Source organism: Leptospira paudalimensis (assembly GCF_026151345.1).
GTDB lineage: Bacteria > Spirochaetota > Leptospiria > Leptospirales > Leptospiraceae > Leptospira_A > Leptospira_A paudalimensis.
The window spans coordinates 2238302-2250862 of sequence record NZ_JAMQPR010000001.1 but is presented as its reverse complement, the minus strand read 5'-3'; the positions used below and the strand labels follow the sequence as shown (position 1 = coordinate 2250862).

10 protein-coding genes are annotated in these 12561 nt (G+C 38.2%); 7 read left to right on the top strand and 3 right to left on the bottom strand.

The window, feature by feature from the left end:
• Positions 1-9 precede the first annotated feature (9 nt).
• On the bottom strand, positions 10-1299 hold the full coding sequence (locus tag ND855_RS10490) for an imelysin family protein (RefSeq protein ID WP_265358291.1): 1290 nt from the start codon (positions 1297-1299) through the stop codon (positions 10-12).
• Between the two features lie 237 nt (positions 1300-1536).
• Here ND855_RS10490 and ND855_RS10485 point away from each other — a divergent pair, with 237 nt between their 5' ends.
• The 3 genes from ND855_RS10485 to ND855_RS10475 all read left to right on the top strand — a co-directional run bounded on the left by ND855_RS10485 (position 1537) and on the right by ND855_RS10475 (position 5145).
• A complete protein-coding gene (locus ND855_RS10485) occupies positions 1537-2802 on the top strand; it encodes an SGNH/GDSL hydrolase family protein (RefSeq protein WP_265358290.1) in 1266 nt (421 codons plus the stop codon).
• A gap of 10 nt (positions 2803-2812) precedes the next feature.
• A complete protein-coding gene (locus ND855_RS10480; RefSeq protein ID WP_265358289.1) occupies positions 2813-3490 on the top strand; it encodes a hypothetical protein in 678 nt (225 codons plus the stop codon).
• Between the two features lie 92 nt (positions 3491-3582).
• Positions 3583-5145: a HEAT repeat domain-containing protein gene (locus tag ND855_RS10475; RefSeq protein ID WP_265358288.1), complete on the top strand. Its 1563-nt coding sequence runs from the start codon at positions 3583-3585 to the stop codon at positions 5143-5145.
• 122 nt (positions 5146-5267) lie between these two features.
• Here ND855_RS10475 and ND855_RS10470 read toward each other — a convergent pair whose 3' ends face one another.
• Both ND855_RS10470 and zigA read right to left on the bottom strand, forming a co-directional pair.
• Entirely contained in the window at positions 5268-5795 is a 528-nt protein-coding gene (locus ND855_RS10470; RefSeq protein ID WP_265358287.1) for a hypothetical protein, read from the bottom strand.
• On the bottom strand, positions 5792-7018 hold the full coding sequence (gene zigA, locus ND855_RS10465) for a zinc metallochaperone GTPase ZigA (protein WP_265358286.1): 1227 nt from the start codon (positions 7016-7018) through the stop codon (positions 5792-5794). Before zigA ends, ND855_RS10470 begins: the two co-directional genes overlap by 4 nt.
• A gap of 257 nt (positions 7019-7275) precedes the next feature.
• Here zigA and ND855_RS10460 point away from each other — a divergent pair, with 257 nt between their 5' ends.
• The 4 genes from ND855_RS10460 to ND855_RS10445 all read left to right on the top strand — a co-directional run bounded on the left by ND855_RS10460 (position 7276) and on the right by ND855_RS10445 (position 12492).
• The gene (locus tag ND855_RS10460) at positions 7276-8808 is read left to right on the top strand and encodes a methyl-accepting chemotaxis protein (RefSeq protein ID WP_265358285.1); all 1533 of its coding nucleotides are present in this window, start codon (positions 7276-7278) and stop codon (positions 8806-8808) included.
• A gap of 129 nt (positions 8809-8937) precedes the next feature.
• Positions 8938-10695, top strand: a complete 1758-nt coding sequence (locus tag ND855_RS10455; protein ID WP_265358284.1) for an acyl-CoA dehydrogenase family protein — start codon at positions 8938-8940, stop codon at positions 10693-10695.
• Between the two features lie 91 nt (positions 10696-10786).
• Entirely contained in the window at positions 10787-11695 is a 909-nt protein-coding gene (locus ND855_RS10450; RefSeq protein WP_265359384.1) for an amidohydrolase family protein, read from the top strand.
• A gap of 53 nt (positions 11696-11748) precedes the next feature.
• Positions 11749-12492: a hypothetical protein gene (locus ND855_RS10445; protein ID WP_265358283.1), complete on the top strand. Its 744-nt coding sequence runs from the start codon at positions 11749-11751 to the stop codon at positions 12490-12492.
• The last annotated feature ends 69 nt before the right edge of the window (positions 12493-12561 follow it).

Genomic DNA, 12561 nt, shown 5'->3' with positions numbered 1-12561 from the left:
TTTCTATTTTTATTGGATCACAAGGCCATCGTCACCGATGGAAACTCCAAAACTCGCTGCGGTTCTTTGCATTGACTTTGCGATTTCTTGAACAGCAGGTTGGATTTGATAACGAAAGAGTTGGTAATCTGCATTTTCAGTAGCAGAACCCGATACATTGACGGTTGCGATCATTCGATCAAATCGACTAGAAATGAGACTGCCACTACAGGTTTGATTTAGGGAAGTATCTTCAGCAAATTCATTCAAACAGAATTGTTCTGCAGTCGCGATCCTTTCTTTGATATAATTTGTTTCTTTGCCTAATAGATTTTTCAGTCCATACCCGGTGATGGTTTTCGAACCAGTGTAGGTTCCGTTAAAGATATTCTCTAAACCTTTGGCATCATAATAAAAGTCTGATTTTGTATTGTCGGAAAAACAAGAATGTTCTTCTTCCTGGTCTCCACCAAAAACACCTGTCATTCTTTCTCCTCCCCATTCACCACCTGCAAACTTGGCAATCCCTCTTAGGATATTTTCAAAAGAAGTGGAACTCGTTTTGAATTTTTGAACATAGGAACCTGAGATAGAAGGATCCCATGCATTTTTTATGAGCAGTAAATGTGATTCTAAAATTTCTGTAGCATACAATAAATAAGCAGAACGTTTGGCTTGTGCACTTCCAGATCCATTCGCAGTGGTAAAGTTAGTTTGGGTGATGCTTGTACCTGGTGTTGAGTTATTTGTCGCATCAACTCCCCATAAGATATATTCTATGGCATGCCAACCAACAGAGATATTTTTAGCAGTATCTCCATCGGGGCATGTTCCACTAGAACAATCACCTTGGTTTTTATCGATTAATCCTTGTTTCGTGACAGTACCTGCTAACACAACTGTATCAATGTATCCTTCATCTAAAGGCCAGGAATTCATCAAAGGTTCGAGTTCCACACCTCCCGTAAGATTTGGGTTATCCACAGGTCCTTGGCTAAAACGGAAGATTTCTGCTTGTAAGTAACTCCTCCTTGCTTTTCTCCAAAGGGTTCTGATTTCGTTTAGTTCGGAAAGAGAAGGAGAGGCTTTTTGTGTAAAGGTGGTTACCTTTTCTCGCATCAAAACTACATCCGCATAAGCATCGCTATAGTTTTGGAAGGCAATTTGGGAATAGGTTTCTAAAAAGGCAGTTTGGTTTCCACCCGCACCAACAAGTGCTAAGGAAGCAAGTAGTGACGCTTCGTTGTTTTCTTGTTTGGTGCATCCCATAGTGGATATCCCAAGTGTTAGTACGATGGTTATAATTTGCTTCCCAAACATCGGCTGATAGTCTCCCTTTGCGAATGAGATTTATTCTCATTGTCAATTAAACAAGGTTCTGTAGAAGGCCTCTTGCCGTAAATGAAAATTTAGGACCAAATGTAGTGGGATTTGTTATGAACTTAGTTCAAAAAATTGCAATGGTTCGGAAATAAATTATTTGACGCTCGTTCAAAAAGACACCAAAATGTCTCAATTGTTCAAAATATGTTGAAAATGTTCTGATTGGGAGGAAATATGAAGACAAATAAAGCATTCAGTTTGGTGCTCGCTTTGTTTCTGGCAGGTTCATTATCTGCGCAAACACAAGGTGAAATGTTCCAAAGAGTTGGGGTCGTAGGAGATTCCTTAAGCCAAGGTTTTTTTGGTGTCACCGTAGAGAAAAAAACACAAGATTGGGCTTATCCCGTTCTTGTATCAAAACAAGCAGGAGCATCCGTATCTTATAATGTTTTGAAAGGACCTTTCGTTAACTTAGAAGATGTCCTTAAGTGGGATTGTGGGATTTTTTGTATTGCGGAAAGCATCATCGGTGGAAACAAATCCACTGTTTCCTTACCAACACATGCAGGTATCACAGGTGCAGAGTATACAACTCTATTAAAAACATCAGGTAAATGTGAAGATATCACTGCCACAAAACAAGCAAAAGAATGGTATTGGGCAAAGTGGTATTGGTATACATATCGTTGGGTAACTGTTGCTGATTGTCAGGAACCAGACAAATTCCACAGATTTGGTTTACGTGATGCAGGAACGCAAGCGCAAGTGATGGAGAAAGTAAAACCAACTTTCTTATTTGGTTCTGCTGGAGCAAACCACGTACTTTGTACTGCACTTCATACATCTACTGATTGTTTAGACGAAGCTCGTTTCAAAAGAGACATTCGTGAATTTTTCAGAAGAATGGCTGCTATGGGAAGTTTAAAAGGTGGGGTTTTATTTACTGTTCCAAACGTAACAGCAATTGCCTTTCTTGAACCTTACAAAGATCCAAGTGGCAGAGCAAATTACTCTGGACTCAAAGCATTTTTTAGAAACTCCGTATCAAATCCAAACCAAGTTTTGGATGCGAATGAAATCGGAACTATTTCCAACTTTTTAAATATGTTGAACAACGAAATCAAAGCTCAAGCTGCTACAATGCGTTTTGCAGTTGCTGACTTACGTGTGATTTTTGATGACCTTAAAGAAAACGGAAGACCGATTCGTAGTGCTTCTGGTTGGTCACCAGGAAATGCTCGCGCAAATTGGCCACTTCCTAACCAACCAGGTGTTTTTGGTTTAGATGGTGTCCACCCAAATATGTATGGTCACTCACTATTTGCTAATGAGTTGATCAAAGCAATTAACACACGTTATGGATATTCAATTCCACAAGTGAGTGAATACACTGCTTGGTATTACGATACTTTGAATCGAAATCCAGTTGATTTGAAAAAATTCTTAACAGAGAATATTTTCGGTCAGGCAATTTCTTGGGTAGTATCAATCTTTACATAAGGTATTAACGATGAGTAAACGGTTTTTAGGTATTCTTTCGGTTTGTAGTTTTTTCTTAGCTTTGTTTGTTTTTTCGATTTGGAAGTTCACTTCTGATAAAACAAAACAAGATACAGTTGTGTCAAATTCCGATTTTGGCAGTTCAGAAAAACACGCAAATTCGTTGTTTGATGATCCAGAATTTGCGGATGCTCCCAATCCTGAAGAATTGGAATTGGCACAAGCGGAAGTACTATGGCCGTTTGCTCTCGAAAAAAAACCGAATCGTAAGGAAGAGATTAAGGAGGAGTGGAGAGATTTTGCGGCGAAATACCCAAATAATTTCTACATTCCCCGTGAAATTCGTGCTCCTCTTACAGAAACACAGGAGAAAGAACAACTTGATATGTTGGATTCTTTTACCGCTATGGATGCGAGTTTTTCAGCGAGCCAATCGAAGGAAAAATGGGCAGACAAACCTTCGAGTGAAGAGCCGAATGCGGGAGAACGTCCTACTCCCAAAGCGCAAAAAGCTTACTTTGATTTTAAAATCAATGAGTTAGAGTCACGTATCCAAATGGTTGAATATTGGCTCGAAAACAAAAAACCTGATAGTGATGTCAAAGGTTCTGCTGAGAAAGATTTACAAGTTTGGCGTAAAGAACTCGCGACGTTAAAAGAAGTAAGGAACCAAGTTCCTAATAGTTAAACTTTCAAACCATTCCAAAGAATAAAGCTTCCTAGTGTTAGGAAGCTTTTTGTTTTACAATCCTCACCGTAATTAATACCATAGATACATCCATGCAAATCCTAGATAAATCATTCATTTTCCTTTTCGTATGTGGCCTAAGCCTAAATTGTTTTGGTGGTCCAAACGAACCTGAAACTCAGGAGGTACTACCTGTGGAAGAAGAGATTCCGACTGAAATGCTCATCAAAACATTGGAATCTGGTTCCAATTTTGATAGAGGCCAAGCTGCGATCCAACTGGGAAGCCGTGGGATCACAAAAGCAATTCCAAGTCTTCGAAAGATGTTAAATGAAAAAGATCCTGGCTTAAGAGCAGGTGCAGCAATTGCACTTGGAGAATTAAAGGACAAGGTTTCTTCCTCTACCATTGCCAATTTGATGTGGTCTGATACAGAAAATCCGAAAGATGTTTATTTAGATGCATTAACTCGTATGAAAGATCCTTCTGTACTGAATCGAATTTATCCATTATTAGAAGATGATAATGCAACTCTACGATTACAAACTGTGGATGCATTGGTGCAGATTGGAAATCGATCTGTAGGCTCCCAAATTTTGAACTTGGCTTTAAAAAACAAAAACAGAGAAAAAGACAAAACCTTTGCAATGGCACTCGGAAAATTAAATGTAAGTTCCGCTGAATCGTATTTAGTCAATCTAACAAAAATCCAAGATGAAACTCCAACACTCGCTGCATCCTATTTAGCTCTCGGTAGGATTAAAGCAAAAAATGCCAGTGAAATACTCATCAAAGCCCTTACTCTACCTTATGATAAGGGTAAAGAAAATGCTTCCATGGCACTGATTGAAATTGCAAATCCAACGGTTGTGCCTAAAGTATTTGCTGTTTTAAAATCTGATAATTTAGAATCAAAAATGTATGCAACTGATGTGTTGTGTGCAATTCCTTCTAAAGAAGCAGCAAAACTTGCCTTTGGAATTTTATCTTCTGATGAAACGAAAAACTGGGGTTATGCGGCAAAAATCATTGGTCGACAAAAGTACAAAGAAGGAAAAAATCGAATCGAAGAATTACTCCTCAAACCATCAACTCCGGAACGAGATAATTTTGCAGAAGCACTTGGATGGATTGGAGATCCAAGTTCCATTCCTATCTTACGCAAAGTATTACTCTCCGGTGAAAAAGAAGGCCCTTATGGTTCTGCTTGGGCACTTGGTGTTATGGGAGCAAAAGAAGCAGTACCAGATCTCATCAAAGCATTAGACAAAGGAGACGCCAAACTGATGGGATATGCATTGGAAGCACTCGGATCCATTGCAGACCCAAGTGCCTTACCAAAACTAAAGGAACTATTATCAGATCGTCCTAAAATGGCTCCTCAAATTCTATCAACCGTTGCCCTAATTCCAACAGAAGAGGCAAGGTATCTTATCGAAGAAGCCACTCGTTCTAAGGATGCAGAAGTATACAGACCTGCGATGGAAGAAATAGCCAAACGAAAAGACAAAAAATCAATTCCACTTCTGATTTCATTTGTAAACAGTGATAATGCTGAAAAACGCAAATTAAGTTATTATGCACTAACAGCCATTACTGGTCAAAAATTTAGAACGGCTATAGAATGGAATGTTTGGGCGAAGGCAAATCCATAGACCAAGCTTAGATTGGAATCCAGATTGTTTCGGGCCCTATATAAGGGCTCTTCCTTTGTTCTATAAAAAAAAACGATACAAAACAAAGGACACTGGATTTCATTCAAAGATTCTTATTTCCCTTATGAATACAATCCTCTCTCCAATCGATTTAAAAATTGTTTGATATTTGGTACACCGTATTGTTGCTTAGGGATATAAGATCCTATAATTCTTCCATCTTTGAGTGCAAAAAGTGCATGTGCCAATCGATGTGAGTTTTTGACTCCCACTCCCAACATTTGTTTAAAGTTATGTATTTCTTTTTGACTACAGTTTTGAAGCGAATACCCGCGTGCTTTCAACTGTGGATGTAACTTTTTGATCTCTGCCCAAGACTCTTTTCCACATGATGCAAGATGGAAAATTTTTGCAGGGATATTGCGTTTGTTAATTTCAACTTCTAAATCTAAAACTTGTGCAGAACAGGCAAAGGATTTTACATTGGGTAATGTAGAAAGAAATATGATACCCTTACTTTTTTGCAGATTCGGAAATTTAGTTTTTGTATTGAGCACTGGAGTAAACCGATATTTTCCTTCAATCGGATTTCCCAACCTTGGTCTCTTGCCAGTGAGTTCCACTGGCAATTCTCCTAAATAAACTTTCATTTTGAAATTACCTCGGTTTCAGGTTCACCAATCATTTCATCCCAATTGGGAAACGGATCTTCTAAGTTAGCCCAAATCTCAGGTCCTTGTTTGTATTCTTCATCGGTTAACAAACATTTATCGAGAGATGACCTTATCTTTTTCTCATTCATGTCCCTACCGATAAGGACAATTTCTTGCCGTCTGTCACCCCAAGGTTCTAACCAATGGTGTTTTATATTTTCAATGACATCCGGCTCGTCTGGAATGTCCTCTTCTCTTATACTTGCCCACCAAAAACCTTCTGGTTTGTATGATGAAAGATTTCCAGCTTGGGAATACAACACAACCCAATCCATTTTAGTAGCAAGCCAGACAAATCCTTTTGCTCTCACGAGTCCGTCTTTTTCAGAATCCAACCAATCATAAAAACGTTTTGGATGCATGGGTTTTCGATTTACATACACAAAACTTTTAATTCCGTATTCTTCAGTTTCAGGAACATGTTCCCCCCTTAATTCTTTTAACCACAATGGAAATTGACTCGCTTTTTCAAAATCGAACTTGCCCGTATTAAATACTTTATTAAGTGGAATTTTTCCAAAATCTGTGGTAATGATTTCAGCTTCAGCATTGAGTGAACGTAAAATTGTGAGAAGTTTGTTTTTGTTTGATTCTGATAAAAGACTAATTTTGTTTACTACTAGCAGATTCGAAAATTCAACTTGGTCTACTAATAAATCTACTAAATCTCGATCATCTTCCTCTCCTGCACCTAATTCTCGTTTTTTTAAGGAATCTAAACTTTCAAAATCCTTTAAAAAATTGACTGCATCAACTACTGTAATCATGGAATCGAGTTGAACGAGATTTGATAAGCTAACACCCGCTTCGTCTTCAAAAGTAAATGTTTCAGCAATAGGTAATGGTTCTGATACTCCAGTTGATTCGATTAGAATGTAATCAAATCGATTCTCCTTTGCAAGTCTAGTTACCTCAATGAGAAGATCCTCTCGTAACGTACAACAAATACAACCATTGGACATTTCGACGAGAGATTCGTCTGTTCGACTGAGTGAAGCGCCATTCGCAACTAACTTGGCATCAATATTCACTTCACTCATGTCATTGACAATGACAGCGACACGCATACCTTCTCTGTTCGAAAGAACATGATTGAGAAGGGTGGTTTTGCCTGCTCCTAAAAATCCTGATAAAACAGTTACGGGTATTTTTTTGTCCAAGTGGAGACCCTCCTTATGCAATTAAGTTGCATTTGAAAAGTGGGAGGTTTTTTGTCAAATAAAAATGCAACACAGTTGCAAGAATGTTTCTGGACTTGGTATTCCGTTTTGCTTTTTTTTGGATCGAAATAGAAACAATTCTGGTAACTTTTTTTGATTCGTTTGATTGATTGGTCCGCGATGAACCTTAGTGGGTTCCTGCGAGAAGTATTTCCTTGCAATCTATATGGGAAACACCATGATAACCTCCGTATCTTATGGACGAATATAAATTACAATCAGCCAAAACCATCAATACCATACGGTTTATTTTATTTGGAATTTATGTATTGGGTATTTTGGGAAGTTTAGGTTCACTTCGGACTGACCAATTGGTTGTGATGGTCATTGCAACTGTCTTTTATGGAATTTTTGCATTTACTCAATTGTATTTATTTCGACGACATCTTAATCCTTATCCTTTTTTGTTTGTGATAGGTGATGCAATTCTTGTAGGCATATCCACTTGGGGCCAATCACTCATCACTTTAGATTTATCAGCAGCTGCTCTTAAACTTGGAGTGAATTACACAATTTGTTTTTTTGTGATCTTGTATTCAGGTTTTTTATTTTCTTCCAAACAAACCATCATCGTAGGTGTACTTCTTATTTGTATCCACATTGGTTCATTGTTATTTTCATACCAGATGGGAGTTAGTTTTGTCGATAGAAACGATGTCCATCATTTGCCTCATTCCTTGTCTTTACCTATTGAAATTGTGAAAATTGTTTTTTTAATCTTAGCAACTTACTTTATGAGTAAGATGGTGGGACTACTCATTTCCATTCGCGAAGAAGCAATGGTTGGTAAAAAAGAAGCAGATGCCCATGCGAAAATTGTATCAGAACAAAAAGAAGCAATGGTTGAAACAGGTGAAAACTTAAACCAATCTGTTGCTGCTTTAAAAGTTTTTACTGATGATTTGAATGGTCTTGTTCAAAACCAAGCTGCATCCATTGAAGAAATATCAGCATCCCTCACCGAAATTGCCCAATCAACAGAAAATTCATTTTCATTTGTGAAAGACCAATACCAAAGGATTGAATCGTTAAATGAAGAAAGTAAAACTTTAGAAGGAATTGTCACTTCAGTTCGTTCTGAAATTGAATTGATTTCTGGGCTAATCAAAGAGTCTTCCAAATTCAGTAATCTAGTCACACTCTCCATGGAAAATTTAAACAATGTACTCTCCGAAGTCAGTGATAGTTTTCAAAAAGTGGAAGATGTCAACCAAATCATGAAAGAGATTGCAGATCAGACCAACTTGCTTGCGTTAAATGCTTCGATTGAAGCTGCAAGGGCTGGAGAACATGGAAGGGGATTTGCTGTTGTCGCACAAGAAGTAGCCAAACTAGCAGATAATTCTGCAACCAATGCGAGTATCATTTCCAAAACCATTTTGAAATCAAAATCAGATTTAATGAAAGGGAATTTATCTGCGAAAGAAGCAAATTCTCTTGCCAATAACCAAGAAAGAGAGATGTTAAATATCCAATCTAAGGTTATAAGTTTTAATACAAAAATCATCGAATTACAAAAATTAAATGCAAGGGTAGTGGATTCTCAAAAAGAATTAAAAGATATTTCCTCACAACTAGAAACCATTGCCAAAGAACAATCCATTGGTAACCAGGAAGTGATGCGTGCTGCCCAAAACATTGAAGATGCAGTCCAAGTAGTGGCTGAAAATACTAGGGTGCTTGCAGAACACATCGAAGACATCCAAGTCCTTGCCAATCGCATCAAATGATCCTTGTTTAACACCATTAACTTAACGGATTGGACATTCGTTCAGGAATCCACCAGGGAAAATTATTTGTAATTCTTTTCACGATATTGAAACGTGAGTGAAAGTCCTTGTTAGGAGCCAATAAATTGTATGATATCTAATAACTATTTTAATGATAATGATGACCTAATTGATCATTTTGATTCTCTCACACCTTGGAATGCGGTCATCGACCAATACGAACAAGGGTTCGAAGATTTTGCAGAATTCCAAAAATCAGGAAAAGAGGAACTCACCTTTGCTCCTGGAAATTACGAAGATGCGATTGAATTTTACAGATCCACACTCGAAGCAGGTGGGGACATTGCTGGAAATGACATCTCACAAGTTGCCAAACAAATGGATGAAGAGGGACTCAAATACAAAGACGGCCAAGTTGGTTTCCCAAAACCAATGTTAGACGTGGTAGAAAAAATTAAATCTGCTGGTTTATTGCCGTATGGAATCCATAGACATTACGGTGGACTTGGATTACCTTCTGTCGTTCAATCCATGTTATCTGAGTGTGTATCACGTGGTGACGGATCCCTTGCGATCACTCTTGGTTGTATGAACCTTGCAGAAACTGTGGAACGTTTTGGAACAGAAGAGATGATTCATGAGTATGTTCCAAAAATGGCATCTGGTGAACTTTGTGGTGCGATGGCACTTACAGAACCTAACTATGGTTCTGACCTCCCAAATTTACAAACAAAAGCAGTTAAGGGTGAGGATGGTGTTTGGAGAATCACTGGAACCAAACGATTTATCACCCATGCATGCGGATTTGGAAATGCCCCTTCCATCATTTTAACTTTAGCACGAACAGGTACCACAACCAGTGGAGCAAGAGGACTTTCCTTTTTCTTAGTTCATTCAAAGGATGTGTTTGTTGCATCCATTGAAAAGAAAATGGGGCTTCATTGTTCACCAACTTGTGAAGTTGTTTTTGAAAATGCTCCAGGTATCCTTATCGGTGAAGAAGGAAAAGGACTCGTTAAATATTCAATGGCAATGATGAACCAAGCAAGGTTAAACATTGCGGCCCAAGCTATGGGAATTGCAACTGCTGCTTATTTTGAAGGAAAAAAATATGCAGAAGAACGTGTCCAATTTGGAAAAACCATCAGCAACATCACTGCTGTGAAAAAAATGTTAGAAAGAATGGAACGTGAAGTTGCTGCAATGCGTTGTATTTTATACGAAGCTAGTTTTGCAGTCGACCAATACCGTTGGAAAGAAGAACGAGGAAAAATGAAAGGCCTCACCGAAAAGGACATCAAAAAAGATGAAACCTTTAAAAAATGGGAAAAACTAGCCTCACTCTTCACACCACTTTCCAAATACTACATCACGGAAATGGCAAACGTAGTTGCTTATGATGCTCTACAAATCCATGGCGGTTCTGGTTATACAGAAGATTATGACGTGGCAAGGTTGTATCGAGATGTTCGGATCACAAACATTTACGAAGGAACGACACAACTCCAAACAGTAGCTTGTATCGGAGGTATCGTTTCTGGTATGACAGAAACTGGAATTTACCGTGAATACTTAAAATCGGAAATGTCTGGTTTTGTTTCTTCTTCCGAACTAAACGAACTCTTCAAACAATTTGAAACTGTTGTGGCAGAATATGCTGAAATAGATTCAACACCTCTTCGTGAGGAGTTAGCATTTGAAGTAGTAGAATCTGCTGCAAGATTCCATAACAGTTTGTTACTCGAAAGAAGTATTGGAAGATCCAAAGTAGAAAGACGAAATCATAGAAAAACACTGACTGAAAGTTATATTTTAGACAGTGCAGCGATCTTGGCGTCTAACCTAACTAAAATTCGTGGAAAGAAAAAAACTCCAGTCACTGCATAACCACAAACTGGATTCACCTCTGCTTCCTTGTTACGCATGTTTTGCGAAGGAAGTAGAAGATGGAAGTTCAGCAAATGTAAAAGACACACGAATCTCCTCTCCCTTTCCTTGGAGGGGAGATTTTTTCCCTCCCATTCTTGACGATCCCATTCCCGACCACTTGAAAAAAATTTCCGATTTAGGGATCCCTCATATCTTCGATATCCACACTCATTTTTTTCCAGAAACCATTATGAAATTAATTTGGCGTTGGTTTGATAATGCCAATTGGGCAATTGGATACCGTCTGCCAGAACTGGAAAGAGTAGATCGACTGCACCACAATGGGATCAAACAGTTTACCACTCTCAACTATGCTCATAAAAAGAATATGGCAAAGTCACTTAATGATTGGACTTACAACAATTATCAAAATTGGCAAGGTGCCATACCCTTTGGGACATTTTATCCTGAAGTAGGTGTGTACTCCTATGTAAAAGAAGCGGTTGAGGTATATGGTTTTTTAGGATTTAAACTCCATTGTGAAGTATCCAAACTCAATTTAAACGATCCAGAACTCAGTGATTGTTTTGGTTATTTGGAAAAGAAAGAAATTCCGATCCTCATCCATACGGGTACCGCACCTTTACCGGGTGAATTTACTGGAATTCAATTTTTTAAACCATTTATCCAAACCTATCCAAAATTACATGTAATAGTCGCTCATATGGGAGCACATGAAATATCCGCCTATGCTTCGTTACTTGAAGAATATCACAATTTAGCTTTGGATACAACAATGGTATTTGTGGATTTTTTAGCGACTGGCAAAGAAACCGATGTGGACGAGGCAATCCCTCTCCTCGAACGATACAAGGATCAGATTTACTTTGGATCTGACTTTCCGAATATCCCTTATAATCTAAACCATCCGATTTCCAAATTTTTGGACCTCCCCATCTCCGACAAAGCCAAACAAAAAATCCTCTTCGAAAACGGAAAAAACCGATTTTTTAAATGAAACGTGGTTGCATTTGCAACAGCGTTGCAAATGATGTCTCCACAGAGGTACTTATGAATTTTTTAAAACCCATCTTGGTATTTGTGGTATTTGTCTCTCTGGGCAATTGTGCGGAACTTTTTTCATCCAAAGAAAAGGATAATAACGATGTAATCCTCGCTGCTTTATTGGCAAACAGTGGAACTTGCGGACAATCTGCACGTTCTGGAGCTGCGGGAAATGGAACACGGTTTAATTTTTTTGGCTGTTCTGGTGATGCGACAACAACCTTACTTGGTTTAGGGTTTACTGCTCAGAATGTGACTTTTAATGGTGGTATTTCAGGAACCAGTGATGCATCTACAATTGTCACACGTGCCAGTAGTTTATCATCTTCTGGTGGTTCCAAAAAAGCGGGGATAGAAGTTACATACGTTTTAAACAATGCATCATCCACTTTAAAAGCTATTTTGCCTGGTGAAACCAATTTCAATGGACCTGGTTTTCTGATATCTGCTACAACGATTCAGAAATTAGTAGATAATACTTCTTCCGCTTTTACAAAATCTGCAACTTGGGGAACTTCTCTTGGGATTGAAAAAACGTTATGTTTAGAAGTTCATGAAGAAAGTGGTGCTCATATCTTTGGTTGGGAAGGATCTTGTGATTCTGTAAACAGATCTTCTTACCAATTCGAACAGGATAGTGTGACAGTGAATGTAAATGGTGACCGAGTTGGTCTAAGACTTAATAATGTCATTGTCAAATCGATGACCATCTATTCGTCTGTAATAGGCACTTCAGGAATGATTCGATAAGGATATAAATATTAGTATTGTGAAACTTGGATTCCATAAACATTTTTCCTTTCTTCGGCTGGTAGTTGT

What these genes read in the sequence shown, in the direction of transcription:
- ND855_RS10490 (WP_265358291.1), bottom strand. Translation starts at nt 1,299, where the DNA reads ATGTTTGGGAAGCAAATTATAACCATCGTACTAACACTTGGGATATCC.
- ND855_RS10485 (WP_265358290.1), top strand. Translation starts at nt 1,537, where the DNA reads ATGAAGACAAATAAAGCATTCAGTTTGGTGCTCGCTTTGTTTCTGGCA.
- ND855_RS10480 (WP_265358289.1), top strand. Translation starts at nt 2,813, where the DNA reads ATGAGTAAACGGTTTTTAGGTATTCTTTCGGTTTGTAGTTTTTTCTTA.
- ND855_RS10475 (WP_265358288.1), top strand. Translation starts at nt 3,583, where the DNA reads ATGCAAATCCTAGATAAATCATTCATTTTCCTTTTCGTATGTGGCCTA.
- ND855_RS10470 (WP_265358287.1), bottom strand. Translation starts at nt 5,795, where the DNA reads ATGAAAGTTTATTTAGGAGAATTGCCAGTGGAACTCACTGGCAAGAGA.
- ND855_RS10460 (WP_265358285.1), top strand. Translation starts at nt 7,276, where the DNA reads ATGGACGAATATAAATTACAATCAGCCAAAACCATCAATACCATACGG.
- ND855_RS10455 (WP_265358284.1), top strand. Translation starts at nt 8,938, where the DNA reads ATGATATCTAATAACTATTTTAATGATAATGATGACCTAATTGATCAT.
- ND855_RS10445 (WP_265358283.1), top strand. Translation starts at nt 11,749, where the DNA reads ATGAATTTTTTAAAACCCATCTTGGTATTTGTGGTATTTGTCTCTCTG.